Origin of the sequence: Kitasatospora sp. NPDC094019 (assembly GCF_044764505.1) — a bacterium.
GTDB lineage: Bacteria > Actinomycetota > Actinomycetes > Streptomycetales > Streptomycetaceae > Kitasatospora.
In genome coordinates, this window is the sequence record NZ_JBIWIF010000005.1 from 487290 (window position 1) to 513375 (window position 26086).

A 26086-nucleotide genomic window follows, 5' to 3' on the forward strand; every position below is an offset into this window, starting at 1 on the left:
GCGGGCGGGCACCCGGTAGGGCCGGAAGCGGAAACGCCCGCGCCCCCGCCGGTGGGCGGGGGCGCGGGCGCGGGTGGGGCCGGTGTCAGCACTCGATGACGTTGACGGCGAGGCCGCCGCGGGACGTCTCCTTGTACTTGATCTTCATGTCGGCGCCGGTCTCCTTCATGGTCTTGATCGCCTTGTCGAGGGAGACGTGGTGGCGGCCGTCGCCGCGCAGGGCCATCCGGGCGGCGGTGACGGCCTTGACCGAGGCCATGCCGTTGCGCTCGATGCACGGGATCTGGACCAGGCCGCCGACCGGGTCGCAGGTGAGGCCGAGGTTGTGCTCGATGCCGATCTCGGCGGCGTTCTCGACCTGCTCGGGCGAGCCGCCGAGGACCTCCGCGAGGCCGCCGGCCGCCATCGAGCAGGCCGAGCCGACCTCACCCTGGCAGCCGACCTCGGCGCCGGAGATGGAGGCGTTCTCCTTGAAGAGCATGCCGATCGCGCCCGCGGCGAGCAGGAAACGGACGATGCCGTCCTCGTCCGCGCCGGGGATGAAGTTCAGGTAGTAGTGCAGGACGGCGGGGATGATGCCGGCCGCGCCGTTGGTCGGGGCGGTCACCACCCGGCGGCCGGAGGCGTTCTCCTCGTTGACCGCCATCGCGTAGAGGGTCACCCACTCCATCGCGTTGGCCGGGCCGATGCCCTCGGCGCGCAGCGCGCGGGCGCCGGAGGCGGCCCGGCGGCGCACCTTGAGGCCGCCGGGGAGTATTCCCTCCCGGGACATGCCCGCCCGGACGGACTCCTGCATGACCTGCCAGATCTCCAGCAGCCCGGTGCGGATCTCCTCCTCGCTCCGCCACGCCTTCTCGTTCTCCAGCATCAGGCCGGAGATGGAGAGGCCGGTCTCCCGGCTGAGCCGGAGCAGTTCGTCGCCGGTGCGGAAGGGGTACTTGAGCGCGGTGTCGTCGGGCTTGACCCGGTCCGCGCCGATCGCGTCCTCGTCCACGACGAAGCCGCCGCCGACCGAGTAGTAGGTCTTCTCCAGCACGGTGGAGCCGTCGGCCCGGTAGGCCCACAGGGTCATGCCGTTGGCGTGGTAGGGCAGCGAGCGCCGCCGGTGCAGCACCAGCTGGGTGTCGCGGTCGAAGTCGATGGCGTGGGTGCCGAGCAGGTTGAGCCGCTTCTCGGCGGTGATCCGCTCGACGTCGAGGTCGGCCCGGTCGACGTCCACGGTGCGCGGGGAGTAGCCCTCCAGGCCGAGCAGGACGGCCTTCGGCGTGCCGTGGCCGTGGCCGGTGGCGCCCAGCGAGCCGAACAGCTCGGCCCGGACGGCCGTCACCTCGGTCAGCAGGGCCTCGGACTTCAGGCGGCGGGCGAACATCCGGGCGGCGCGCATCGGGCCGACGGTGTGGGAGCTGGACGGGCCGATGCCGATGGAGAAGAGGTCGAAGACGCTGATGGCCACGGAGTGACGTCCTTGTCTGGTCTCGTGGGTGGTGCCGGCAGGGAGGGAGGGACGGCAGTGGCGGAGGTGGTGGGTCGGGCGACCGACACGGGTCGGGGCACCGCGCGCACCTTCCAGTGTGCGCGGTGCCCCGGAATCCCCGGTGTCCGGGCGGCGTGAGCCCGGTCACCCGCGGCCGAACAGGAGGGACCTACAGGTTCGGGTACAGCGGGTACTTGTCGGCGAGGGCGGTGACCCGGGCCTTCAGGGCGTCGGCGACGGTCTCGTCGAAGGCCGGCTTCAGGGCCTCGGCGATGATGTCGGCGACCTCGCGGAAGTCCTCGGCGCCCAAGCCGCGGGTGGCGAGCGCCGGGGTGCCGATCCGCAGGCCGGAGGTGACCATCGGCGGGCGCGGGTCGTTCGGGATCGCGTTGCGGTTGACAGTGATGCCGACCTCGTGCAGCCGGTCCTCGGCCTGCTGGCCGTCGAGCTCGCTGTTGCGCAGGTCGACCAGGACCAGGTGGACGTCGGTGCCGCCGGAGAGCACGGTCGCGCCGGCCTCGGCGACGTCGGCCTGGAGCAGGCGCTCGGCCAGGATCCGGGCGCCGTCCAGGGTGCGCTGCTGGCGCTCCTTGAACTCCTCGGAGGCGGCGACCTTGAAGGCGACGGCCTTGCCGGCGATGACGTGCTCCAGCGGGCCGCCCTGCTGGCCGGGGAAGACCGCGGAGTTGATCTTCTTGGCCCACTCGGCCTTGGAGAGGATGACGCCGCCGCGCGGGCCGCCCAGGGTCTTGTGGGTGGTGGTGGTGACCACGTCGGCGTACGGCACCGGGTTGGGGTGCAGGCCGGCCGCGACCAGACCGGCGAAGTGCGCCATGTCGACCATCAGCAGCGCGTCGACCTCGTCGGCGATCCGGCGGAACGCGGCGAAGTCGAGCTGGCGCGGGTAGGCGGACCAGCCGGCGATGATCAGCTTCGGCCGGTGCTCCTTGGCCAGGCGCTCGACCTCGGCCATGTCGACCTGGCCGGTCTTGTCGTCGACGTGGTACGCGGCCACGTTGTAGAGCTTGCCGGAGAAGTTGATCTTCATGCCGTGGGTCAGGTGGCCGCCGTGGGCCAGCGACAGGCCCAGGATGGTGTCGCCCGGCTGGATCAGCGCGAACATCGCGGCGGCGTTGGCCTGCGCGCCCGAGTGCGGCTGGACGTTGGCGTGCTCGGCGCCGAACAGGGCCTTGATCCGGTCGATCGCGATCTGCTCGACCACGTCGACGTGCTCGCAGCCGCCGTAGTAGCGGCGGCCGGGGTAGCCCTCGGCGTACTTGTTGGTCAGGACCGAGCCCTGGGCCTCCATGACCGCCACCGGGGCGAAGTTCTCGGAGGCGATCATCTCCAGGGTGGTCTGCTGGCGGTGCAGCTCGGCGTCGACCGCGGCGGCGATCTCCGGGTCGAGGGCGTGCAGGGACTGGTTCAGAACCGTCATGGTGGGGTCTTCCCGGGAGTGAGAGGGAGGAGGGCCGGCGGGCGGGGCGGCCGCCGCGGGCGGGCCGCCCCGTGGGTGGCTCAGGCCGAGGGGTTGGTGAGCTTGCTGTACTCGTCGGCGCTCAGCAGCGGGCCGGTCGACTCGATCCGGACCTTGAACAGCCAGCCACCCTCGAACGGGTCGCTGTTGACCAGGCTGTTGTCGTCGGCGACGGCGTCGTTGACCTCGGTGATCTCGCCGGTCACCGGCGAGTACAGGTCGCTGACCGACTTGGTCGACTCCAGCTCGCCACAGGTCTCACCGGCGGACACGGTGTCGCCGACCGCGGGCAGCTGCACGTAGACGATGTCGCCGAGGGCGTCGGCGGCGTGCTTGGTGATGCCGACCGTGGCGACCTCACCGGCCTCGGCGGTGGTCAGCCACTCGTGCTCCTCGGTGTACTGAAGGTGCTGGGGGTTGCTCATGGCGTCATTCTCCAGGATGGGAAGCGGGTACGACGAAGCGGCCCGAGGGGCGGACGAGCCTCGCGAGGGAAAGGTGGGGGAGCGGCGTCAGCGGGCGCGCTTGTAGAACGGCAGCGCCACGACCTGCACCGGCTCGTGCTTGCCGCGCACGTCCACCGCGACGGTGGTGCCCGGCGCGGCGTGGGCCGCGTCCACGTAGGCCATCGCGATCGGCTTCTCCAGCGTGGGGGACGGCGCGCCGGAGGTGATCACGCCGATCGGGGCGCCGTCGGCGGAGACCACGGTGTACTCGGCGCGCGGCACCCGCTTGCCGTCGGAGACCAGGCCGACCAGGACCCGCGGCGGGTTGGCCTCGGCCTCGGCGGCGGCCCGCTCCAGGGCCTTGCGGCCGACGAAGGCGCCCTCGTTGGTGGTCTTGTCGAAGCGCACCACCCGGCCGAGGCCGGCGTCGAACGGGGTCAGCCCGGTGGACAGCTCGTGGCCGTACAGCGGCATGCCGGCCTCCAGGCGCAGCGTGTCGCGGCACGACAGGCCGCAGGGGATCAGGCCCCGCTCGGCGCCGGCGGCGGTCAGCGCCTGCCAGATCTGCTCGGCGTCGCCCGGGTTGCAGAAGATCTCGAAGCCGTCCTCGCCGGTGTAGCCGGTGCGGGCGAGCAGCACGTCGCGGCCGGCCACCTGGGCCGGGAGGATCGCGTAGTACTTCAGGCCGGGCAGGTCGGCCTCGGTGGTGTCGGCCAGGATCGCGGTGGACTCCGGACCCTGGACGGCGATCAGCGCGTAGGCGTCGCGGTCGTCGGAGACGACGGCGTTGAAGCCCTTGGCGCGGGCGATCAGCTCGTCCAGCACCAGCTGGGCGTTGGAGGCGTTGGCGACGACCAGGAAGGCGTCCTCGCGCAGGCGGTAGACGATCAGGTCGTCCAGGATGCCGCCGTCCTCGGCGCAGATCATGGTGTAGCGGGCGCGCAGCACGCCGAGCGCGGAGACGAAGCCGACCAGGGCGTGGTCCAGCATCTCGCCGGCCTGCGGGCCGGTGACGGTGATCTCGCCCATGTGGGAGAGGTCGAACAGCCCGGCCCTGGTACGGACGGCGAGGTGCTCCTCGCGCTCGCTGCCGTAGCGCAGCGGCATGTCCCAGCCGGCGAAGTCGGTCATGGTGGCGCCGAGGGCGCGGTGCAGCGCGTCGAGCGCGGTGAGGCGGAGGGACGACATGGCCAGGAACTCCTCGGTCGGGGCACTCAGGGGTGCGCACGCCGGGACCGGCCCTGCAGGGGGCGGCGGACCCTGCGCGCGGGCATGCGGCGGCTGGGTCTCCCCATCTGTCGTCGTACCTGAGAGCTTCACCGGCCACTGCCCTGTAACAGGACAGCATGGCGGCTTGCACCGTGGGTGGGCGGACGGCAGGGCCGTGCGCCGCTTTCCAGATCTGCCTAACCCGTGCGGTAGGGGGGCCTGAGAGATTCCGGGGAGGACTTGCTCCTTCGGCGCCGGCTGTGCCGCCAGGACGGGGCACTCCGGACTCTCCCGCGCGGGTTCGAGCGGCCGGTATGGAGTTGGAGGGGCTGGGTGGATGCCACCGCAGACGCGCACATCATGGCACGTCCGCACCGATGGCGGGAGAGGGGGCTGCCTCACAGGTCCCTCCCCGTTCTCTGTCGCGTTCCGCGTCCCGCTCCGCCGCGCCCGGACGCTAGGCTGCGGGAACGGCGAGCGGAGGGCGGTACAGCGGCGGATGGGGAACCCGGTGGAGCAGCAGGGCTGGGGCGGGGCGCAGTCGGCGCCGGCGGGCGGTTCGTGGCCGGCCAACGAGCTGGAGCAGGTGCTCACCGCCGCGCTCGGCGACCCGGGCGCGACCCCGCGGGTGATCGAGGTGCTGGCGCGCAGCCAGGTGTGGATCCCGCTGCCGTCCGGCGGCGACCCGCAGGGGCGGGCGCTGGACCTGCCGACCCTGGAACTGGCCGGCGGCCCCTATGTCCCGGTGTTCTCCTCGCAGGAGGTGCTGCGGCAGCAGGCGCCGGGGATGGCGTTCGCGGTCGCGCCGGTGTGGGAGTTCGCCCGCGGCCTGCCGCTGGGCGTCGGCATCGCCGTCAACCCCGAGGCCCCGGTGGGCATCCCGGTTCCGCCGGAGGGCGTGGCCGAGCTGCGCCGCGGGCCGCGCGAGGACCGCTGGGACGCCGTCCAGGACGCGCCGTCCGGGGGCCGGGTGGCGCTGCGCGAGCCGGTGCCGGGTGAGGACCCGGAGCTGTTCCTGGCCGCCTGCCGTGCCGAACTGGCACTGCTGCCCGGGGTGCTGACCGCCCGGCGGGCGCTGGCCAGTGTCGAGGGCGAGCCGACCGTGATGTTCGTGGGTGTCCAGCTGGACCCGGCGGCCCCGGCCGACCCGGGGGCGGTGAACGAGGCGCTGGGGCGCGCGCTGGGAACCGCGCCGCTGCCCGGCGGCGTCCACCTCGTACTGCTCGACCTCGCGGACGACCCGGTGGTCGAATGGATGCTGAACCGGGTCGCGCCCTTCCACGTACGGGGCTGAGCCGGACCCCGGCCGTCCGTCCGGTGCCTGTAGGGCCGGGCGCGGACGGGGGAGCGGTGGGGAGCGGCGCGGGCCCTGGCACGTCGGCGTGGCGGTGGTCGGCGGCGCCCCATAAGGTGCGTCCTGACGGCCGCCGGGCCGCCGGTGACGGACGAGGAACGAAGAGGCGCAACGAGGTGGGCGCATGAGTGCGGGATCGGTAGCTGGCGGCGCACCGGGGCCCTGGGGCCAGGCGCCCACCGGACGCCCGGATCCGGGCGCGCTGGAGCGCGCCCTGCGCGAGGTGGCGCCGGAGCGCTACGAGGCATACGAGACGATGTTGAACGCGCTCGCCGAGGGCCGGGTCTGGATGCTGCTGTGGCACGGCACGCCGGGCAGCGCCGACGCCCAGTACGGGAACATGGAGATCAGCGGCCACGGCTACGCGCCGGCCGTCACCTCGCCCGAGCAGTTGGCGGCCTCCGGCTGGGCGCGGGCGCACGAGGTGATCTCGGGCCGGGAGATCGCGGCCTCGCTGTACCGGACCCGCTGGGGGCTCTGGCTGAACCCGCACGCCCCCGGTGGCGGGGTCGGGGTGCCGTGGGCGGACCTGCGCCGGGTGGCCGCGGGGCTGGACCGGCTGCCGGCCGGCCCGTTGAAGCTGAGCGAGCCACAGGTGCCGGCCCAGCAGTTCTTCGCGCTGCTGGAGCGGCAGGCGGCCGAGGTGCGCTCGGTGCGGGCGCTGCGCCGGGCCTGGGTGCGGCCGTCCGTGGGCGAGCCGTACCTCGCCATCGGACTGGAGCTGTACGAGAGCTCGCCGCCCACGGTGGAGGCGGTGCGGGCGCTGATGCAGCGGGCGATCGCGGTCGCGCCGGAGGGGCTGGCGGTCTCGACGGTGGCGATGGCGGACGAGTTCGACCCGGTGGCACTGTGGATGCGGGCCCACGCGCGCCCGTTCTACGACCGGGAGGCGGCCGGGCACGGCCGTCCGCAGACCGGCCCGTACCCGCCGGTGCCCCCGCCGCCGTACGCCTCGCAGCAGGGTCCCGCCCACGGGCAGGGCTTCGGTTACGGCACCCAGCCGCCGGGTCCGGGCTGGCCGGGGCAGCAGCCGCCGCCGCAGCAGCCGTGGCCCGGCTACCCCGGTCGCTGACCGGGGGCGGCCGGGGGCGGCCCGGCACGGGCCTCCGGACCGGCGCGCCGGATGCCCTTCCATGAAACCGGCTTGACATTCCGTCAGGCCGGTTTCGACGTTTTTTCGGACGTTCTCCCCGAATCGCAGGAAGACATCTTGACATGGCTGTTACAGCTGTGTGAAGAGGGATATGCCGATGACCTGGGAGGTGCATGCGGACAGATCACAGTTGGGCATCTGTCGGTGGTCAGGGCTGGCGTAAGCCAGTTCGGATGGCAGAGAGTTCTGCAACAGCCCGCCGCGCGTGGTTGGCGTCCCACAAGGGCGAACGCGCTGGCGGACCGCATGATCCACGTGACGCCCATCCCGCGTGGCAGCAGTACTGAGCCAGTCGTACCGCTGGAAGCACTCCGCTCCTGTACCTCCGTACGTCCGCACCCAAGCACGTCCGCACCAGCCGCGCCGCCGATCCCGGTGCCCGGCACCCGTGGGCCGGCCACCGTCGGCGAGGGGACCGAACTGACCATGACCGCACCCATCAAGACCGCCGGCAACGCACCGGAGGCAGACGCCGCCGCGAGTCCGGCCAAGAAGATCGAGGGCCGCTCGCTCGGCCGGATCGCCTGGACCCGCTTCAAGCGGGACAAGGCCGCCCTGGTCGGCGGCGTCGTGGTGATCCTGCTGATCCTGCTCGCCGTGCTGGCGAAGCCGATCGAATCGGCCTTCGGCCTGGATCCCGACGCCCTCAACCAGGACCTCCTGGACGCCGACCTCGGCGGTCTGCCGTTCGGCGACTGGGGCGGCATGAGCTGGGACCACCCGCTCGGCGTCGACCCGCTGCAGGGCCGTGACCTGCTGACCCGTGTCATCGAGGGCTCCTGGGTCTCCCTGCTGGTCGCCTTCGGCGCGACCGTGCTGTCCAACACCATCGGCACCGTGCTCGGCATCATGGCCGGCTACTACGGCGGCTGGGTGGACACCCTGATCAGCCGGGTGATGGACGTCTTCCTCGCCTTCCCGCTGCTGCTGTTCGCGATCGCGATCTCGACCTCGCTGCAGGGCGGCGCGTTCGGCCTGCACGGCCTCCCGCTGCACATCATGGTGCTGATCTTCGTGATCGGCTTCTTCAACTGGCCCTACATGGGCCGGATCGTGCGCGGACAGACCCTCTCGCTGCGTGAGCGCGAGTTCGTCTACGCGGCCCGGAGCCTGGGCGCCCGGGGGCCGTTCATCCTCTTCAAGGAGCTGCTGCCCAACCTGGTCGGTCCGATCCTGGTCTACTCGACCCTGCTGATCCCGACCAACATCCTCTTCGAGGCCGGATTGAGCTTCCTCGGCGTGGGCATCCAGCCCCCGCAGGCGTCCTGGGGCGGCATGCTCCAGGACGCGATCCGGTACTACCAGGTGGACCCCCAGTACATGGTGGTCCCCGGTCTGGCGATCTTCGTCACCGTACTCGCCTTCAACCTGCTCGGCGACGGGCTGCGTGACGCCCTCGATCCCAAGAGCAACTGACGCCGCGTCAGGATCCCTCGTTCGGCCAACACTTCCTCAAGGGGTTGATCTCAACCATGCGTAGGTCCCGTACCGTCGCGCTGACCGCCGCGGCCGCTGCCGCGGTCCTGGTCGTCACCGGCTGCTCGTCCAGCTCGAAGAGCACCGACGCCAAGCCCACCGGCTCCGGCACCGAGGCCGCCGGCGGCTCCGGTGCCAATGCGGCCACCAAGGGCATCGTCAACGCCTCCGACAAGAAGGGCGGGACGGTCACCTTCGAGATGAAGGGCACCCCGGACTCGCTCGACCCCGGCAACACGTACTACGCGTACATCTACAACTTCTCGCGTCTGTACGGCCGTCCGCTCACCACCTTCCAGCCGGGCGCCGGCGAGGCGGGCAACAAGCTCGTCCCGGACCTCGCCGAGTCGCTCGGCCAGGTCAGCGCGGACGGCCTGAGCTGGACGTACAAGCTGCGCAAGGGCCTGAAGTACGACGACGGCACCCCGATCACCTCGAAGGACGTCAAGTACGCCGTCGAGCGCTCCAACTTCGCGCCGGACGTGAACTCCAACGGCCCGACGTACTTCAAGGAGCTGCTGGTCGACAACCCCACGCCGTACGAGGGTCCGTACAAGGACAAGACCGGCGACCTGAAGTCGATCGAGACCCCGGACGACACCACCATCGTCTTCCACCTGACGCACGCCTTCGCCGACTTCGACTACCTGGTCAGCGCCCCGCAGACGGTTCCGGTCCCGCAGGCCAAGGACACCGGCGCCGAGTACGTCAAGAAGATCGTCTCCTCCGGCTCCTTCAAGTTCGAGTCCTACGAGGACGGCAAGCAGGCCGTCCTGGTCCCGAACACCAACTGGGACCCGAGCACGGACCCGATCCGCAAGCAGCTGCCGGACAAGATCGTGCTCCGGATGAACATCGACCAGGCCACCATCGACAAGGACCTGCTGGCCGGCAACGCCCAGGTCGACCTGGTGGGTGGCGGTGTCGACCCGCAGACCCAGGCGCAGATCCTGCAGAACCCGAAGCTGAAGGCCAACACCGACAACGCCTACGGCGGCCGTCTGGTCTACATGGCCATCAACACCGATGTCGCGCCGTTCGACAACATCGAGTGCCGCAAGGCCGTCCAGTACGCGGTCGACAAGGTCTCGGTGCAGACCGCGCTCGGCGGCCCCGTCCGCGGCCAGGTCGCCAACACCGTGCTCCCGCCCGACATCCCGGGCCACCAGGACTTCAACGTCTGGGAGACCAAGGACAACAAGGGCGACGAGGCCAAGGCCAAGGACGCGCTGAAGGCTTGCGGCAAGGACAGCATCACCACCGTCCTCTCCGCCCGCACCGAGCGCGCCACCGAGGTCGCCGCCGCCACCTCGATCCAGGCCGCGCTGAAGAAGGTCGGCATCAACGCCGAGATCCAGCAGTTCCCGCAGGGCAAGTACCTGGCGGACAGCGCCGGCGCTCCGAAGTTCGCCAAGGAGCACAACATCGGTCTGATGATGATGCAGTGGGGCGCCGACTGGCCGACCGGCTACGGCTTCCTGCAGCAGATCGTCGACGGCCGCGCGATCAAGGCTTCCGGCAACAGCAACCTGGCCTCGCTGAACGACCCGGCGGTCAACAAGCTGCTCGACGACGCCGCCACCAACCCGGACCGGGCCGCCCGCGAGAAGATCTACGGCGACATCGACAAGAAGGTCATGGAGGCGGCGGTCTACGTTCCGCTGACCGACTTCAAGGTCTTCCTGTACCGCCCGGACAACGCCACCAACCTCGCGTCCACGCCGGCCTTCTCGGGTGAGTACGACTACCTGAACATCGGCACCACCAAGTAAGAGCCTGGCTCCGCATCCCTGAAGGCAGGTGAAGGCAGCGGTTCGCCCGCCGCCGTCCGGAGGACCCCGGACGGCGGCGGGCGGCCGGAGCCGACCAACTGTGTTTGCCTACATCATCCGCAGGATCCTCGCCGCGGCGGTGCTGCTGCTGGTCGTCAGCGCGGTCACCTTCGCGATCTTCTTCCTGCTCCCGCGCCTCGCCGGCGAGACGGTCGACCAGCTGGCCACCCAGTACATCGGGAAGAACCCCTCTCCCGACGCGATCGCGGCGGTCAAGAAGAACCTGGGCCTCGACCAGCCGCTGTACACCCAGTACTGGAACTTCCTCAAGGGTCTGGTCAGCGGCGCCGAGTACAAGTTCGGCCCGGAACCGGCCACCTGCCACGTGCCCTGCTTCGGCTACTCCTTCAAGAACCACCTGGAGGTCTGGCCCGAGCTGTCCAAGCGGATCCCGGTCACGCTGTCGCTCGCCATCGGCGCGGCCAGCCTCTGGCTGGTCTCCGGTGTCGCCACCGGCGTCGTCTCCGCCCTCAGGCCGCGGTCGATCTTCGACCGGATCTCGATGGGCATCGCCCTCGCCGGCGTCTCGCTGCCGGTCTTCTTCACCGGCGCGCTGCTGCTCACGGTGTTCAGCTACGAGTGGCCGATCCTGGACAACCTGCAGTACGTCAACTTCACCGACGACCCGTTGATGTGGGCCCGCAACCTGATCCTGCCCTGGATCTCGCTGGCCTTCCTCTACTCCGCCCTCTACGCCCGGCTCACCCGCGCCGGCATGCTGGAGACGATGAGCGAGGACTACATCCGCACCGCCCGGGCCAAGGGCCTGGCCGAGCGCAAGGTCGTCACCCGGCACGGACTCCGCGCCGCGCTGACCCCGATCGTCACCATCTTCGGCATGGACCTCGGTCTGCTGCTCGGCGGTGCGCTGATCACCGAGCAGGTGTTCTCGCTCCAGGGCGTCGGCCAGTTCGCCGTCCAGGCGATCTCCGACAACGACCTGCCGAAGATCCTCGGCACCACGCTGCTCGCCGCCTTCTTCATCGTCCTCTGCAACCTCGTGGTTGACCTCCTGTACGCCGCTGTCGACCCCCGGGTGAGGCTGTCGTGACCGAGCTCCAGAAGACCCCGGCCCGCGCGGCCGCCCCGGCCGGAGGGGACCCGTACCTCTCCGTCCGGGACCTGCGGATCCACTTCGACACCGACGACGGCCTGGTCCGCTCCGTCGACGGGGTCAGCTTCGACCTCGCCAAGGGCCGCACCCTCGGCATCGTCGGCGAGTCCGGCTCCGGCAAGTCCGTCACCTCGCTCGGCATCATGGGTCTGCACCGCTCCAAGCGGGCCCGGATCACCGGCGAGATCCGCCTCGACGGCGAGGACCTCGTCGCCGCCGGGCCGGACCGGGTCCGGGAGCTGCGCGGCCGCGAGATGGCGATGATCTTCCAGGACCCGCTGACCGCGATGCACCCCTACTACACGGTGGGGCAGCAGATCGTCGAGGCGTACCGGGTGCACCACCCGCAGGCGACCAAGAAGCAGGCCCGCGCCCGCACCGTCGAAATGCTCGACCGGGTCGGCATCCCGCAGCCCGACCGCCGGGTCGACGACTACCCGCACCAGTTCTCCGGCGGCATGCGCCAGCGCGCCATGATCGCCATGGCCCTGGTCAACGACCCCTCGCTGCTGATCGCCGACGAACCCACCACCGCCCTGGACGTCACCGTGCAGGCGCAGATCCTGGACCTCATCCGGGACCTCCAGGAGGAGTTCGGCTCGGCGGTCATCATCATCACCCACGACCTCGGGGTGGTCGCCGAGCTCGCCGACGACATCCTCGTCATGTACGGCGGCAAGTGCGTCGAGCGCGGCCCGGCCGAGACCCTCTTCGACTCCCCGGAACACCCCTACACCTGGGGCCTGCTGGGCTCGATGCCGCGCCTCGACCGGGAGCTCCAGGAGCGACTGGTGCCGGTCAAGGGCACCCCGCCCAGCCTGATCAACGTGCCGTCCGGCTGCGCCTTCCACCCGCGCTGCCCCTACGCGGCGCTGACCGGCGGACGCTCCACCGAGGAGACCCCGGGACTCACCGAGGTCGCGCCCGGCCACCACGCCGCCTGCCACCTCGCGCTCTCCGAGCGGCACCGCATCTTCACCGAAGAGATCGCGCCCCTGCTGTGAGCCCGGACTCGTACCACCCTTCTGGAGAGAACCGATGACGGACACTCAGGCGGCGACCATCCCCGCGCCGGCGCCCGCCCCCGATCGGCAGCCGCTGCTCAGGGTGACCGGTCTGACCCGGCACTTCCCCATCCACAGCGGTCTGCTGCGGCGCCAGAGCGGCGCCGTCCGGGCGGTCGACGGCATCGACTTCACGGTCAACGCCGGTGAGACCCTGGGTGTCGTCGGCGAGTCCGGCTGCGGCAAGTCGACGATGGGCCGGCTGGTCACCAGGCTCGACGAGCCGACCGGCGGGACGATCGAGTTCGAGGGCAAGGACATCACCCATCTGGGCGTCGGGGCGATGCGGCCGCTGCGCCGCGACATCCAGATGATCTTCCAGGACCCGTACTCCTCGCTGAACCCGCGTCACACCGTCGGCACCATCGTCGGCGCGCCGTTCCGGCTGCAGAAGGCCGCGCCCGAGGGCGGGATCAAGAAGGCCGTCCAGGAACTGCTGGAGCTGTGCGGGCTCAGCCCCGAGCACTACAACCGCTACCCGCACGAGTTCTCCGGCGGCCAGCGCCAGCGCATCGGCATCGCCCGGGCGCTCGCCCTGCGGCCCCGGATGATCGTCGCGGACGAGCCGGTCTCCGCCCTGGACGTCTCCATCCAGGCCCAGGTGGTCAACCTGCTCGACGACCTCCAGCGGGAGCTCGGCCTGACCTACCTGATCATCGCGCACGACCTCTCGGTGGTCCGGCACGTCTCCGACCGGGTCGCCGTGATGTACCTCGGCAAGATCGTCGAGATCGCCGACCGGGACTCGCTCTACCGCAGCCCGATGCACCCGTACACCACCGCGCTGATGTCGGCCGTCCCCGTGCCCGACCCGCGCCGGCGCCAGCGCGCCGGGCGCGAGCGGATCCTGCTCAAGGGCGACGTGCCCTCGCCGATCAACCCGCCCAGCGGCTGCCGCTTCCGCACCCGCTGCTGGAAGGCCCAGGAGATCTGCGCCACCCAGGAACCGCCGCTCGCCGTCGCGACCGCGGGCCACCAGGTGGCCTGCCACTTCCCGGAGAACGCCGTCACCGGTGACGGGGCCCGGGCCTCCGTCTGACCGTACGGTCGGAGGGGAGGCCCGGCCGGGTCACACTGGTGCGGTGACCTCGCAGATCTTCCCCTCCGACGTGCAGCAGTCGCTGGACCTCGTCGGCATCTTCGTCTTCGCCCTCTCCGGAGGGCTGCTCGCCGTCCGCAAGAACATGGACATCTTCGGCATCTGTGTCCTCGCCGAGGTCACCGCGCTCGGCGGCGGAGTGATGCGCGACCTCGTCATCGGCGCCACCCCGGTGGCCGCGTTCAGCAACCTCGGCTACTTCGTCACCCCGTTGTGCGCCGCCCTGGTGGTCTTCTTCCTGCACCCCGAGGTCGAGCGGATCAACCGCGCGGTGCAGACCCTCGACGCGCTCGGCCTCGGCCTGTTCTGCGTCACCGGCACCGCCAAGGCGCACGACTTCGGGCTCGGCGCCGTCTCCTCGGTCGCCCTCGGCATGGTGACCGCCGCCGGCGGCGGCGTGATGCGCGACGTCCTGGCCGGCGAACTCCCCTCGCTGCTGCGCTGGGACCGCGAGATCTACGCCGTGCCGGCCCTCGTCGGCGCCGCCCTGGTCGCCGTGCTGATCGCCCTCGACAGCCTCACCGCCGCCACCGGCACCGCCGCCGCGCTGACCGCGTTCGGCCTGCGGATGCTCGCCCTCAAGTACGGCTGGCGCGCGCCGCGGGCCTGGCACCGCAACGGTTCTCGCACCAGCGAGGAGTAGGCGAGCCGCCGTACGCCAGCGAGACCGCCTCCGCCGTGCAGAGCAGCTCCGGCACCAGCCGCAGCAGCTCGGCCGGCGGCATCCGGTCGGCCGGCGCCGAGATCGCGCAGGCCGCGACCGCCCGTCCGTCGCTGCCCGCCACCGGCGCGGCCACACAGGTGACCGCCTCCCGGTGCTCGGCCGACTCCGCCGCCCAGCCCCGCCGGCGCACCGCCGCCAGGTCCTCGGCCAGCCCGTCCGCCGCCGGGCCGTCCGGCGCCAGCCCGGCCAGCAACACCCGGCCGATCGCCGTCCCGGCGGCCGGCGCCCGCCGCCCGATCCGGTCCGGCCGGCCCGGATCGGCGCTCCAGCGGCCGGCCAGCTCGTCCAGGTACAGCACCTCGTCGTCCTGCAGCACGGCCAACCGCACGGTGCAGCCGCAGCGCTCGTTCAGCGCGGCCAGGTAGGGCGCGGCGACCTGCCGGACGTCGATCTCCTGGAGCGCCCGCTGGGCCAGCGACAGCACCCGGCCGCCCACCCGGTAGCGGCGGTCGGACAGCCGGTGCACGAAGCCGTGCTCCTCCAGCGTGCGCAGCAGCCGCAGGGCGGTGGACTTGTGCACCCCGATCGAGCCGGCGGCCTGCTCCAGGGTGACCGGCCCGTCGCCGAGCGAGCCGAGCAGGGTCAGCGCCCGATCGACCGACTGCGACATCGCGTTCCCCGTTCCTGGTTCCGTTCCTGGGTCCGGCCGCGCGGCGTGGCGGTGGCCGTCGGGCCGCGTGGCGGTGGTGTCCGGGCCGCGTGGCGGTGGTGTCCGGGCCGCGTGGCGGTGGTGTCCGGGCCGCGTGGCGATGGCCGCCGGGCCGCGTGGTGATGGCCGTGAGGCCGTGTGGTGGTGGCCGTCAGGCTAACCGTTCGTGGCCCGTTCCCCGTACCTGGGCTGCCCCGAGGGGCAGCACCCCGGTGACCGGCGTCCGGTGGCCGGATCGGTGCGGTGCGCCCGGCCGCACCGGTCGCACCGGTCCGGCGCAGGCCGGAGGACCACTACAATCGGATGGTTATGCCATACCTGGACCATGCGGCGACCACGCCGATGCTGCCCGAGGCGATCGCCGCCATGTCGGCACACCTGGGGGTCGTCGGCAACGCCTCCTCCCTGCACGCGGCCGGCCGCCGGGCCCGCCGCGTGGTCGAGGAGTCCCGCGAGTCGCTCGCCGACTCGCTCGGCGCCCGGCCCAGCGAGATCGTCCTCACCGGCGGCGGCACCGAGTCCGACAACCTCGCCGTCAAGGGCCTGTACTGGGCCCGCCGCGGTGCCGACCCGGCACGCACCCGGGTGCTGTGCAGCCCCGTCGAGCACCACGCGGTGCTGGACGCCGTGCACTGGCTCGCCGAGCACGAGGGCGCCACCGTCGACTACCTGCCGGTCGACGCCCTCGGCCGGGTCCACCCGGCGGCGCTGCGCGAGGCGATCGAACGCGACCCCGGCTCGGTCGCCCTGGTCACCGTCATGTGGGCCAACAACGAGGTCGGCACCGTCCAGCCGGTGGCCGAACTCGCCGCCGTCGCCGCCGAGTACGGCATCCCGATGCACGCCGACGCGGTGCAGGCGCTCGGTCAGGTGCCGGTCTCCTTCGCCGGCTCCGGCCTCACCGCGCTCACCGTCACCGGCCACAAGATCGGCGGCCCGTTCGGCATCGGCGCGCTGCTGCTGTCGCGCGGCGCCACGCCCGTCCCGCTGCTGCACGGCGGCGGCCAGGAGCGCGACGTCCGCTCCGGCACCCTCGACGCGCCCGCCGCCGCCGGCTTCGCGGCCGCCGCCGCCATCGCCGTCGAACGCCGCGAGGAGCACGCCCTCACCCTGGGCGCGCTGCGGGACGAACTGGTCGCGACCGTGCACGCCGCCGTCCCGGACGCGGTGCTCAACGGCGACCCGGCGGGGGAGGGGCGGCTGCCCGCCAACGCGCACTTCTCCTTCCCCGGCTGCGAGGGCGACGCGCTGCTGATGCTGCTCGACGCCCGCGGCATCGAGTGCTCCACCGGCTCGGCCTGCTCGGCCGGCGTCCCGCAGCCCAGCCACGTGCTGCTGGCGATGGGCGTCGATCCGCTGCTCGCCCGGGCCTCGCTGCGGTTCTCGCTCGGCCACACGTCCACCCGCGAGGACGTCACCGCCCTCGCCGAGGCCATCGCCCCGGCCGTCCAGCGCGCCCGCAACGCCGGCCTCGCGGCCGTCCGGCGCTGAGCCCTTCCGGCCGAACGGCCCCGGCGGAATGCCGGACGGCACCACGTACGCTTGGAGTCATCATGACTGACTTCCCGGGTGCCCCCACCGCTCCGTCCGCCAGCGGCCGCCTGCGCGTGCTCGCCGCGATGTCCGGCGGGGTGGACTCCGCCGTCGCCGCCGCCCGCGCCGTCGAGGCCGGCCACGAGGTGACCGGCGTGCACCTGGCGCTGTCCAGCAACCCGCAGTCCTTCCGCACCGGCGCCCGCGGCTGCTGCACCATCGAGGACTCCCGGGACGCCCGCCGCGCCGCCGACGTGATCGGCATCCCCTTCTACGTCTGGGACCTCGCCGAGCGCTTCCGCGAGGACGTCATCGACGACTTCGTCGCCGAGTACGCCGCCGGGCGCACCCCGAACCCGTGCCTGCGCTGCAACGAGAAGATCAAGTTCGCGGCGCTGCTGGACAAGGCGGTCGCCCTCGGCTTCGACGCCGTCTGCACCGGCCACTACGCCCGGATCGTCGACCTGGCGGACGGCTCCCGCGAACTGCACCGAGCCGTCGACGCCGCCAAGGACCAGTCCTACGTGCTCGGCGTGCTCGACGCCGACCAGCTCGCCCACTCGCTCTTCCCGCTCGGCGACACCACCAAGGACGTCATCCGCGAGGAGGCCGAGCGGCGCGGCCTGGCCGTCGCGAAGAAGCCCGACTCGCACGACATCTGCTTCATCGCCGACGGCGACACCCAGGGCTTCCTGGCCCAGCACCTCGGTACCGCCACCGGCGACATCCTGGACGTCGACGGCACCAAGCTCGGCGAGCACGACGGCGCCTACGGCTTCACCATCGGCCAGCGCAAGGGCCTGCGGATCGGCCGCCCGGCCGCCGACGGCAAGCCGCGCTACGTGCTCGACATCTCCCCGGTGAACAACACCGTCACCGTCGGCCCGGCCGAGGGCCTCGACGTCACCGGCCTCACCGCGATCCGTCCCCGCTGGTGCGGCACCGAGCCGCTCGCCGACGGCCGCTACACCGCCCAGCTGCGCGCCCACGGCGAGGAGGTCCCGGTCAGCGCCTCGGTCGCCGACGACACCCTCCACGTCGACCTCGACACCCCCGCCCGCGGCATCGCCCCCGGCCAGGCCGTGGTCCTCTACGACGGCACCCGCGTCGTCGGCTCCGCCACCATCGCCACCACGCACCGCCCGGCCGTCAACGCCTGAGGACGGACGCTGTTCCTGACCGCCCGCGCCGCCGACCCGGCGACGCGGGCGGCATTCAGCGGGTGCGGTCGATCAGCATTACGGCAGCGACGGCCACGTGAAAGGCGGCCGCCACCGACACGGTGGCACCCACCGGTCACCGGTCAGGTGATCCACCAGGGCCGGGCCGCGACTGTCCTTCAGGGCTCCTATTCTCCTGCACATGAGTAACAGTGCCGGGAAGCCTCGGTCAACGCCGCTCCACTCGGTGTCCGTGGCCGGGGTGGTGGTGCGCGAGGACGGTCGGGTGCTGGCGATCCGGCGGGCCGACAACGGGACCTGGGAGCCGCCGGGCGGAGTGCTGGAGGTGACCGAGGCCGTCGAGGACGGCGTACGGCGCGAGGTGTTCGAGGAGACCGGGATCAAGGTCGGCGTCGAGCGGCTGACCGGCGTCTACAAGAACGTGAGCCGGGGAATCGTCGCCCTGGTGTTCCGTTGCCGCCCCGAGAGCGGGAGCGAGCGGCTCTCCGAGGAGTCGACCGCCGTCGACTGGCTCACGCCGGGCGAGGTCTCCGACCGGATGGCCGAGGTGTACGCCGTGCGCGTGCTGGACGCGCTGCGGGACGGTGCCGTACCGGCTGTCCGGGACCATGACGGGCGGCATCTGCTCGGCTGACGGGAGAAGGACGGCATGGGCTTGTTCGAGCAGCACAGGGACTTCGTGGCGGAGCTGGAGCGGACCGCACCCGACGGCGTCCGGATCGAGTGGTCCGGCGACAACCTGGTCGTGCAGGCGTCGCCGTCGAACATCCACCAGCTCAACCTCGCGCAGGTGCGGCGGCAGTTCGAGCGGCACGAACCCGAGGGGTACGTGCCGACCGAACGCGCTGTGATCGTCGCTCCCGACGGTTCGGTGGGGCGCGGTCCGGACCTCACCTACCTTCCGGTTGCCGTGCTCTCGGAGCCCGGCAACCGCGCCCCAGCCGCCGAGGCGCTGATCGCGGTGGAGGTGGTCTCCCCGTCGAACCCCGGTAACGACTGGATGGACAAGCTGCACGACTACGCCGTGATGCGGATCCCGCTCTACCTGATCGTGGACCCGCGCGAAGGCACGGTGACGCTGTTCTCCGAACCCGACCACGACCGCTACCACACCCGCAGCGACCGGAAGTTCGGCGACGAGATCGGCATCCCGGAGCCGTTCGGCTTCACCCTGGGCCTTTCGGCGCTGGTGCCGTACGGGGACGGGTCCGCCCAGTAATCGAAATGAGCGCAGGCCCGGCGGCGTGATAGACCGGGGACCACTATGAACATCACTGTCTTCTGCTCCGCGTACTCGCTCGACGACCGCTACTCCCTTCCCGCCGCCGAATTCGCCCGACTGCTCGGGGAGGGCGGGCACACACTGGTGTGGGGCGGCTCGAACGCCGGGCTGATGGGCCTGCTCGCCGACGGGGTGAGGGACGCCGGCGGTCGGCTGGTCGGGATCTCGGTCGAGTTCCTGAAGCACAAGGCGTACGACGGCGCCGACGAGCTGGTCACCACCGCCGACCTGGCCGAGCGCAAGGCGAAGCTGCTGGCGCGCGCGGACGCGGTCGTCGTCCTGGTCGGCGGGCTGGGCACGCTGGACGAGGTCACCGAGGTGCTGGAGCTGAAGAAGCACGCGCTGCACGACAAGCCGGTGGTGGTGCTGGACACCGAGGGCTTCTACGCGGGGCTGCGCACCCAGCTGGAGAGGATGGACGCCGAGGGCTTCCTGCCCCGCCCGCTGGCCGAGCTGATCACCTTCGCCGACACCCCGGCCCAGGTCTTCGAGCAGCTCAAGGGCTGAGAGGATCACGGTCATGGCCTCTCATCTGATCACCGGCGCCGGCTCCGGCATCGGCGCCGTCCTCGCCGCCCGTCTCGCCGAGCGCGGGGACGAGCTCTGGCTGCTGGCCCGCGACGCCCGCCGCGCCGCCGAGCTGCGCGAACGCTTCCCCGGCGCGCGGACCCTGGTCGGCGACCTCGCCGACCCGGCGAAGCTCTCCTGGGCCCTCGGGCACCAGGCGCCGCCGGTCGAGCTGGACTCGCTGCTGCACGTGGCGGGCATGGTCGAGCTGGCCCCGGTCGGCGAGCTTCCGGTCAAGGCGTGGCAGGACACCCTGAACGTCAACCTGGTCGGTCCCGCCGAGCTGACCCGGCTGCTGCTGCCCTCGGTGCGGCTGGTCAAGGGCCACGTGGTGTTCGTCAACTCCGGTGCCGGGCTGCGGGCGAGCGCCGACTGGTCGGCGTACGCGGCGAGCAAGCACGGGCTGAAGGCCCTGGCCGACTCGCTGCGGCTGGAGGAGCACGGCCACGGGGTGCGGGTCACCTCGGTGTACCCGGGCCGCACCGCCACCGCGATGCAGGTCAAGGTGCACCAGCAGGAGGGCAAGGAGTACGACCCCGGCCAGTGGATCGAGCCGGAGTCGGTGGCGAAGGCGGTCCTGGCGGCGCTGGACGCCTCCCGGGACGCGGAGATCACCGACATCACCGTCCGCCCGGGGCGGTAGGGCCCGGGCCACCCGACGGCCCCGGCACCGGGCCCCGCGCCCGGTGCCGGGGCCGGCGGCGTTCCCGACGCCATAGGCTTCGGCCGTGAGCAACGGACTTCCCTTCCCCGACCTGGTCGGCGCCGCCACCGGCGTCGGATCGCTGCCCGGCACCGACGCCCGGGAGGCCGCCAGGACCTCCACCGGCGCGCTGGAGCACCTGCCGTTCCTCCCCGAACTCCCCGCCCGCGGGCCGGGCGCCGACATGATCGGCCGTTCCGCCGGCCTGCTGGTCGAGCTGTTCGCGCAGACCGAGCCGAGCGGCTGGCGGTTCGCCGACCACCCGGGCCGGGACACCCGGCGGGCCCACTCCTGGCTCGGCGAGGACCTCGACGCGCTGGAGGAGTTCACCCAGGGGTACACCGGCGCGCTGAAGGTGCAGGCGGTCGGGCCGTGGACGCTGGCCGCCTCGATCGAGCTCAAGTACGGCGAGAAGGCGCTCGCCGACCCCGGTGCCTGCCGGGACATCGCGGGTTCGCTCACCGAGGGCCTGCGCCGCCACCTCGCCGAGGTCCGCCGCCGGGTGCCGGGCGCGGAGGTGGTGCTGCAACTGGACGAACCCTCGCTGCCCGCCGTGCTGGCCGGCGAGGTGAGGACCGCGAGCGGCTTCCAGCGGCTGCGCTCCGTCGACCGGCAGCGCGCCGAGGAGACGCTGCGGAACGTGATCGGCGCCCTGGACGCACCCGTGGTGGTGCACTGCTGCGCGCCGCGGGTGCCGCTGCCGCTGCTGCGCCGGGCCGGGGTGGCCGGGGTCTCGCTGGACTTCTCCTTGCTGACCGAGCGTGAGGACGAGGAGCTCGGCGAGGCGGTCGACGCCGGAACGATGATCCTCGCGGGCGTCGTCCCGTCCACCGAGCGGGCGCTCGCTCAATCAACGGCACTGTCGGACCCGGCCGGTAGTGTCCAGGGTGTCAGGGCGTTGTGGCGCAGGCTCGGGTTCTCCCCGGAGCTGCTGGGCCGCCGTGTGCTGGTGACGCCGACCTGCGGGCTGGCCGGGGCCTCCCCGGACCACGCGCGCCGGGCGCTGTCACTCAGTGTGAACGCGGCCCGGAGTCTGGTGGACAACCCGGAATGAGAGATTGACGGAGGGCTTGCGGTGGTGGCTGTCGAGGGCTGGGAGGACGTTCCGGCGGAGGTGCGCAAGCGGCACGCCGAGCTGGCCGCCGAGATCACGGACCACCGGGCCCGGTACTACGAGCAGGACGCGCCGGTCGTCAGCGACGCCGAGTTCGACGGGCTGATGCGCGAGCTGGAGGGGCTGGAGGCGGAGCACCCCGCGCTGGTCACCCCGGAGTCGCCCTCGCAGCGGGTCGGTGGCGCGCCGACCCTGCTGTTCGCCCCGGTCGAGCACCGGGAGCGGCTGCTCAGCCTGGACAACGCGATGGACGACGAGGAGCTCGCCGCCTGGGCCGAGCGGGTCGCCGCCGAGCTGGCCGGGATCGAGTACCACTACCTGTGCGAGCTCAAGGTGGACGGCCTGGCCGTCAACCTCACCTACGAGAACGGCCGGTTGACGCAGGCGGCGACCCGGGGCGACGGCCGGGTCGGCGAGGACATCACCGCCAACGTCCGCACCATCAAGGAGATCCCGCACCGGCTCACCGGCGAGGACGTGCCCGAGCTGGTCGAGATCCGGGGCGAGGTCTACTTCCCGACCGAGGACTTCGAGGCGCTCAACGCCTCCTTCGCGGAGGAGAACGAGCGCCGCCGGCTGGAGAACGAGGAGCGCGCCAAGGAGGGCAAGCGGCCCCGGGCGATGATCCGGCTGTTCATGAACCCGAGGAACGCCGCGGCCGGCTCGCTGCGCCAGAAGGACCCGCTGATCACCGCCTCCCGCCCGCTGCGGATGGTGGTGCACGGCATCGGCGCCCGGGTCGGCTTCGACATCGACAACCAGTCGCACGCCTACGAGCTGCTGCGCGGGTGGGGCCTGCCGACCGCCCGGCACAACCGGGTGGTCGGCTCGCTGGCGGAGGTGCGGGAGTTCATCGCGCACTTCGGCGAGCAGCGGCACTCGGTCGAGCACGAGATCGACGGCGTGGTCGTCAAGGTGGACGAGATCGCGCTGCAGGGCCGGCTCGGCTCCACCTCGAAGTCCCCGCGCTGGGCGATCGCCTGGAAGTACCCGCCGGAGGAGGTCACCGGGAAGCTCGCCGCGATCAAGGTCGGGATCGGCCGCACCGGCCGGGCCACCCCGTACGCGGTGCTGGCCGAGCCGGTGAAGGTGGCCGGCTCGATGGTGCAGTACGCGACCCTGCACAACCAGGACGTGGTCAAGGCCAAGGACGTCCTGCTCGGCGACACCGTGGTGCTGCGCAAGGCCGGCGACGTGATCCCGGAGATCCTCGGCCCGGTGTACGACCTCCGGGACGGCACCGAGCAGGCGTTCGTGATGCCCTCGCACTGCCCCGAGTGCGGTACCGGGCTGCGGCCGATGGCGGAGGGGGACATCGATCTGCGCTGTCCGAACGCGCGGTTCTGCCCCGCCCAGATCCGGGAGCGGATCGCCTTCCTCGGCGGGCGTTCGGCGCTGGACATCGAGGGCCTCGGCTACGTCGCCGCCACCGCGCTGACCCAGCCGCTGGAGCCGGTCGAGGCGCCGGTGGGGAACGAGGGCGACATCTTCGGCCTGACGGTGGAGCGGCTGCTGCCGATCAAGGTGCTGGTGCGCGACCAGAAGACCGGTATGCCGAAGCTGGACGACGAGACCGGCGAGGAGAAGGAGGTGTTCTTCTTCGCCACCACCGCCGGTGCGCCGAAGAAGAACACCGGGCTGATGCTGGAGAACATCGAGAAGGCCAAGGACCGCCCGCTCTGGCGCTTCCTCAACGGCCTCTCGATCCGGCACGTCGGCCCGGTCGCCGCCCAGGACCTGGCCCGGGAGTTCCGCGACCTGGACGCGATCTTCGCGGCGAGCGAGGAGCGGCTGGCCGCCACCGAGGGGGTCGGCGCGGGCACCGCGCGCTCGATCGTGGAGTGGTACCAGGTGGACTGGCACCGGGAGATCGTCGAGAAGTGGCGCGAGGCCGGGGTCCGCTTCACCGAGGAGGCCGCCGAGGAGGAGGGCGAGCGCCCGTTGGAGGGGCTGACCGTCGTCGTCACCGGCACGCTGGCCGGGCACACCCGGGACGGCGCCAAGGAGGCGCTGACCTCGCGGGGGGCGAAGGTGACCGGTTCGGTGTCGAAGAAGACCCACTTCGTGGTCGCGGGTGACAATCCCGGGTCCAAGTACGACAAGGCCGTTCAGCTGGGGCTGCCGGTGCTCGACGACGCGGGCTTCACGATTCTGCTGGAGCAGGGTTCGGCCGCCGCCCGGGTGCACCTGGGGCTGTCGCCCGAACCGCCGGAGGAGCCGGTGAAGAAGGCGCCGGCGAAGCGGAAGGCCGCCGCGAAGCAGGACCCGGACCAGGACGCGGAGCAGGTGGCGGAGGTGGCGGCGGACGCCGTCCCGGAGCAGGTGGCGGACCCGGACGGGGCGCAGGCTCCGCAGGTCCCCGCGGAGGAGGGCACCGAGGGCTGACCCCGCGCGCGGAAGCCCCGAATCCGGCTTGTTATCGTCCTGATGCAACGTCATCGGGTGCCGCACAGTGATAGCGGGCATCGTGACACTGTGCGGCACCGAGCGCGGTGGCGTATGTCCGGTTGTCCGAAAGTCTGCCCGTCGGGTGAAGCCGCGCATACCCTGGAGCGCAACAGAGTGTCAGCAGGGGTGGGGGTACCGGCTGAGCCGGACTCCGCGGGGCCGCTCCATGCCCGGCAGGCTGCCGGCGCCGGTACGGTGCCTCACCGCTAGGCGGCCTGACGGGGCGGGCCCGACGGAGGACTGGGCTTATGGATCGTACGACCGGCGGTGCGCCCACACGCCCGCCGCAGGGGGTGGCGGGAGCGGTCCTGCTGCTCGGCGTGCTGCTGGCCGGCGCCGCGCCGCTCATCCCGCTGGCCGTGCTGGTCTACCGCTACGAGGCGGAGCTGCTGCCACTGTTCGCGGTGCCGCTGGCCGTCCTGGTCGCGGCCTGGCGGATCGCCCGCGACCGGGCGCGCGACCAGCTCACCGACCCGCTGACCGATCTGCCCAACCGCCAGGCGTTACTCCTCGCCGCCCAGGAGGCGATCGCCGAGCACACCGAGGGTTACAGCGTCGGTCTGATCCTGCTCGACCTCGACCGCTTCCGGTCGCTCAACGACACCCTCGGCCATACCGCCGGCGACCGCCTGCTCGTCCACATCGCCCGCCGGCTGCACCGGGCCCTGCGCTCCGGCGGCGCCGCCGGCAGCGCCACCCGCGAGTCCATCGACGACGTCTTCGCCGGACTGCCGCGGCACTACCGCGGCCACCCGATGGTGGCCCGGATGGGCGGCGACGAGTTCGCCGTCCTGCTGCCCGGCATCGGCTGCCCGGACTCGCTGGAGAAGGTGGCCAAGGCGCTGATCGCCGAACTGGCCGCCCCGATCCGGCTGGACGGACTGCTGCTGGTCCTGGAGGCCAGCGCGGGCGTCTGCGTCTTCCCCCAGCACGCCCAGGACGCCGAGTCGCTGCTGCGCCGCGCCGACGTGGCGATGGGGCACGCGCAACGCGGTCGCACCTCGGTCGAGCAGTACGACGAGACCCAGGACGCCGACACCCCGTACCGGATCGGACTGCTGGGCGATCTGCGGCGGGCCCTGGAGACCGGCGAGGTCCAGCTGCACTACCAGCCCAAGGTGGCCTTCGACGGCCGGGTGGTCGGTCTGGAGGCGCTGCTGCGCTGGGAGCGCCCCGGCCAGGGCCGGGTCTCCCCGGACGAGTTCGTGGGCCTCGCCGAGTCCAGCGGGCTGATGCCCCGGCTGACCGACTACGTGCTGGAGGCCGCGGTCGGCCAGCTCGCCCAGTGGCGCGAGCAGGGCCTCCAGGTCCAGGTCGCGGTGAACGTCTCGCCGCGCGACGTGCTCAACCCGGGCTTCGCCCAGCGGGTCGCCGGCCACCTCGTCCGCCACCAGGTGCCGGCCCACGCGCTCCAGCTGGAGATCACCGAGCGGCTGCTGCTGGACGACTCCCGCCGCGCCGCCGACACCCTGGCGGAGCTGCGCGGCTACGGGGTCGGGATGTCCCTGGACGACTTCGGGACCGGCCACTCCTCGCTGGTGCGGCTGCGCAGCCTGCCGGTCGGCGAGCTGAAGATCGACCGCTCCTTCGTCTCCCGGATGGCCACCGACGACCACGACGCGGCGGTGGTCCGCTGCTCGGTCGAGCTGGCCCACTCGCTCGGCCTGACCGTGGTCGCCGAGGGCGTCGAGGACGACGAGACCTGGGAGCGGCTGGCCTGCATGGGCGTGGACGCGGTGCAGGGCTGGCTGGTGTCGGCGGCGCTGCCGGCCGAGCAGGCCACCGCCTGGCTGCGGGTGCACCGCACCGGCGCCCCGCCGGTGGAGCGGCTCGGCTCCGCCGCCGACCGGATGCCGCCCGCGATCCAGCCCGTCCTGCCGCCGGTGATCCAGGCCGTGCAGGCGGCGAAGCTGGAGATCCAGGCGCCCAAGCACCGGAGTTGGGCGCAGACCCGCCAGCAGTGAGAGCGCCGTCCGGCCCGCGCCCAGGGGCCGACCCGCTCGCGGCGGCAGGTCCGTCCGGCCCGCGCCCAGGGGCTGTCCGGCGAGGGTGACCGGCGCCCACCGCCGGTCGTTGGCCGGTGGCAGTGCCGTGCCCCATAGGATGGGGACCACAGACCACGAGGACGGGAACGCCGGACCGGCGGCTCCCGGCCCGGGCCCGGCGCCGCCGGAAGGCGGATCCGGG

General features: G+C 72.4%; 22 protein-coding genes and 1 riboswitch. Of the genes, 17 read left to right on the forward strand and 5 right to left on the reverse strand.

Annotation, left to right across the window (positions count from 1 at the left end):
- Positions 1-85: 85 nt before the first annotated feature.
- The 4 genes from ACIQ9P_RS14565 to gcvT form a co-directional block, all read right to left on the reverse strand.
- Positions 86-1453, reverse strand: coding sequence for an L-serine ammonia-lyase (locus ACIQ9P_RS14565; protein ID WP_402354862.1), 1368 nt, complete (start codon positions 1451-1453; stop codon positions 86-88).
- A 190-nt stretch (positions 1454-1643) separates the two neighbouring features.
- A complete protein-coding gene (gene glyA / locus ACIQ9P_RS14570; RefSeq protein WP_402354864.1) occupies positions 1644-2912 on the reverse strand; it encodes a serine hydroxymethyltransferase in 1269 nt (422 codons plus the stop codon).
- Positions 2913-2992: 80 nt separating this feature from the next.
- Complete coding sequence (gene gcvH, locus ACIQ9P_RS14575; RefSeq protein ID WP_402354866.1) at positions 2993-3376, reverse strand: glycine cleavage system protein GcvH; 384 nt, start codon at positions 3374-3376, stop codon at positions 2993-2995.
- Between the two features lie 87 nt (positions 3377-3463).
- The gene (gcvT, locus tag ACIQ9P_RS14580) at positions 3464-4585 is read right to left on the reverse strand and encodes a glycine cleavage system aminomethyltransferase GcvT (RefSeq protein ID WP_402354868.1); all 1122 of its coding nucleotides are present in this window, start codon (positions 4583-4585) and stop codon (positions 3464-3466) included.
- A 218-nt stretch (positions 4586-4803) separates the two neighbouring features.
- A riboswitch (glycine riboswitch) is annotated at positions 4804-4910 on the reverse strand.
- 195 nt (positions 4911-5105) lie between these two features.
- Here gcvT and ACIQ9P_RS14585 point away from each other — a divergent pair.
- The 8 genes from ACIQ9P_RS14585 to ACIQ9P_RS14620 all read left to right on the forward strand — a co-directional run bounded on the left by ACIQ9P_RS14585 (position 5106) and on the right by ACIQ9P_RS14620 (position 14341).
- Positions 5106-5900 (forward strand): enhanced serine sensitivity protein SseB, encoded by a 795-nt coding sequence (locus ACIQ9P_RS14585; RefSeq protein WP_402354870.1) that lies wholly within the window; start codon positions 5106-5108, stop codon positions 5898-5900.
- 184 nt (positions 5901-6084) lie between these two features.
- The gene (locus ACIQ9P_RS14590) at positions 6085-7032 is read left to right on the forward strand and encodes an enhanced serine sensitivity protein SseB C-terminal domain-containing protein (RefSeq protein WP_402354872.1); all 948 of its coding nucleotides are present in this window, start codon (positions 6085-6087) and stop codon (positions 7030-7032) included.
- A gap of 507 nt (positions 7033-7539) precedes the next feature.
- Positions 7540-8529 carry an ABC transporter permease gene (locus tag ACIQ9P_RS14595; protein WP_402354874.1) on the forward strand — a complete coding sequence of 330 codons (990 nt, stop codon included), beginning with the start codon at positions 7540-7542 and terminating at the stop codon, positions 8527-8529.
- 56 nt (positions 8530-8585) lie between these two features.
- Positions 8586-10361, forward strand: a complete 1776-nt coding sequence (locus ACIQ9P_RS14600) for an ABC transporter substrate-binding protein (RefSeq protein WP_402354876.1) — start codon at positions 8586-8588, stop codon at positions 10359-10361.
- Between the two features lie 100 nt (positions 10362-10461).
- A complete protein-coding gene (locus tag ACIQ9P_RS14605) occupies positions 10462-11472 on the forward strand; it encodes an ABC transporter permease (RefSeq protein WP_402354878.1) in 1011 nt (336 codons plus the stop codon).
- Positions 11469-12539, forward strand: coding sequence for an ABC transporter ATP-binding protein (locus tag ACIQ9P_RS14610; RefSeq protein ID WP_402354880.1), 1071 nt, complete (start codon positions 11469-11471; stop codon positions 12537-12539). The genes ACIQ9P_RS14605 and ACIQ9P_RS14610 overlap by 4 nt, the downstream gene beginning before the upstream one ends.
- Positions 12540-12573: 34 nt before the next feature.
- The gene (locus ACIQ9P_RS14615) at positions 12574-13638 is read left to right on the forward strand and encodes an ABC transporter ATP-binding protein (RefSeq protein WP_402354882.1); all 1065 of its coding nucleotides are present in this window, start codon (positions 12574-12576) and stop codon (positions 13636-13638) included.
- A gap of 43 nt (positions 13639-13681) precedes the next feature.
- Positions 13682-14341, forward strand: a complete 660-nt coding sequence (locus ACIQ9P_RS14620; protein WP_402354884.1) for a trimeric intracellular cation channel family protein — start codon at positions 13682-13684, stop codon at positions 14339-14341.
- Here the strand turns inward: ACIQ9P_RS14620 and ACIQ9P_RS14625 are convergent.
- A complete protein-coding gene (locus tag ACIQ9P_RS14625) occupies positions 14277-15032 on the reverse strand; it encodes an IclR family transcriptional regulator (protein ID WP_402354886.1) in 756 nt (251 codons plus the stop codon). The genes ACIQ9P_RS14620 and ACIQ9P_RS14625 overlap by 65 nt on opposite strands.
- A 348-nt stretch (positions 15033-15380) precedes the next feature.
- On the opposite strand from ACIQ9P_RS14625, the gene ACIQ9P_RS14630 reads away from it, so the two are divergent.
- The 9 genes from ACIQ9P_RS14630 (at position 15381) to ACIQ9P_RS14670 (ending at position 25863) form a co-directional block, all read left to right on the forward strand.
- Entirely contained in the window at positions 15381-16562 is a 1182-nt protein-coding gene (locus ACIQ9P_RS14630; protein ID WP_402354888.1) for a cysteine desulfurase family protein, read from the forward strand.
- A 62-nt stretch (positions 16563-16624) separates the two neighbouring features.
- Positions 16625-17764, forward strand: coding sequence for a tRNA 2-thiouridine(34) synthase MnmA (gene mnmA, locus ACIQ9P_RS14635; RefSeq protein WP_402354890.1), 1140 nt, complete (start codon positions 16625-16627; stop codon positions 17762-17764).
- A 190-nt stretch (positions 17765-17954) separates the two neighbouring features.
- Positions 17955-18419, forward strand: a complete 465-nt coding sequence (locus ACIQ9P_RS14640; RefSeq protein ID WP_402354979.1) for an NUDIX hydrolase — start codon at positions 17955-17957, stop codon at positions 18417-18419.
- A 21-nt stretch (positions 18420-18440) separates the two neighbouring features.
- Positions 18441-19004, forward strand: a complete 564-nt coding sequence (locus ACIQ9P_RS14645; protein WP_402354892.1) for a Uma2 family endonuclease — start codon at positions 18441-18443, stop codon at positions 19002-19004.
- Positions 19005-19049: 45 nt separating this feature from the next.
- Positions 19050-19574 (forward strand): TIGR00730 family Rossman fold protein, encoded by a 525-nt coding sequence (locus ACIQ9P_RS14650; protein ID WP_402354894.1) that lies wholly within the window; start codon positions 19050-19052, stop codon positions 19572-19574.
- 13 nt (positions 19575-19587) lie between these two features.
- Positions 19588-20277 (forward strand): SDR family oxidoreductase, encoded by a 690-nt coding sequence (locus tag ACIQ9P_RS14655; RefSeq protein ID WP_402354896.1) that lies wholly within the window; start codon positions 19588-19590, stop codon positions 20275-20277.
- 85 nt (positions 20278-20362) lie between these two features.
- Complete coding sequence (locus ACIQ9P_RS14660; RefSeq protein WP_402354898.1) at positions 20363-21391, forward strand: methionine synthase; 1029 nt, start codon at positions 20363-20365, stop codon at positions 21389-21391.
- A gap of 24 nt (positions 21392-21415) precedes the next feature.
- Positions 21416-23836: an NAD-dependent DNA ligase LigA gene (gene ligA / locus ACIQ9P_RS14665; protein WP_402354981.1), complete on the forward strand. Its 2421-nt coding sequence runs from the start codon at positions 21416-21418 to the stop codon at positions 23834-23836.
- 311 nt (positions 23837-24147) lie between these two features.
- A complete protein-coding gene (locus ACIQ9P_RS14670) occupies positions 24148-25863 on the forward strand; it encodes a putative bifunctional diguanylate cyclase/phosphodiesterase (protein WP_402354900.1) in 1716 nt (571 codons plus the stop codon).
- Positions 25864-26086: the final 223 nt, after the last annotated feature.

Excerpts from the sequence above, each read along its gene's own strand:
- glyA (WP_402354864.1), bottom strand. The coding sequence starts at position 2,912 with ATGACGGTTCTGAACCAGTCCCTGCACGCCCTCGACCCGGAGATCGCC.
- gcvH (WP_402354866.1), bottom strand. The coding sequence starts at position 3,376 with ATGAGCAACCCCCAGCACCTTCAGTACACCGAGGAGCACGAGTGGCTG.
- gcvT (WP_402354868.1), bottom strand. The coding sequence starts at position 4,585 with ATGTCGTCCCTCCGCCTCACCGCGCTCGACGCGCTGCACCGCGCCCTC.
- ACIQ9P_RS14585 (WP_402354870.1), top strand. The coding sequence starts at position 5,106 with ATGGGGAACCCGGTGGAGCAGCAGGGCTGGGGCGGGGCGCAGTCGGCG.
- ACIQ9P_RS14590 (WP_402354872.1), top strand. The coding sequence starts at position 6,085 with ATGAGTGCGGGATCGGTAGCTGGCGGCGCACCGGGGCCCTGGGGCCAG.
- ACIQ9P_RS14595 (WP_402354874.1), top strand. The coding sequence starts at position 7,540 with ATGACCGCACCCATCAAGACCGCCGGCAACGCACCGGAGGCAGACGCC.
- ACIQ9P_RS14600 (WP_402354876.1), top strand. The coding sequence starts at position 8,586 with ATGCGTAGGTCCCGTACCGTCGCGCTGACCGCCGCGGCCGCTGCCGCG.
- ACIQ9P_RS14615 (WP_402354882.1), top strand. The coding sequence starts at position 12,574 with ATGACGGACACTCAGGCGGCGACCATCCCCGCGCCGGCGCCCGCCCCC.
- ACIQ9P_RS14625 (WP_402354886.1), bottom strand. The coding sequence starts at position 15,032 with ATGTCGCAGTCGGTCGATCGGGCGCTGACCCTGCTCGGCTCGCTCGGC.
- ACIQ9P_RS14630 (WP_402354888.1), top strand. The coding sequence starts at position 15,381 with ATGCCATACCTGGACCATGCGGCGACCACGCCGATGCTGCCCGAGGCG.
- mnmA (WP_402354890.1), top strand. The coding sequence starts at position 16,625 with ATGACTGACTTCCCGGGTGCCCCCACCGCTCCGTCCGCCAGCGGCCGC.
- ACIQ9P_RS14650 (WP_402354894.1), top strand. The coding sequence starts at position 19,050 with ATGAACATCACTGTCTTCTGCTCCGCGTACTCGCTCGACGACCGCTAC.
- ACIQ9P_RS14655 (WP_402354896.1), top strand. The coding sequence starts at position 19,588 with ATGGCCTCTCATCTGATCACCGGCGCCGGCTCCGGCATCGGCGCCGTC.
- ACIQ9P_RS14670 (WP_402354900.1), top strand. The coding sequence starts at position 24,148 with ATGGATCGTACGACCGGCGGTGCGCCCACACGCCCGCCGCAGGGGGTG.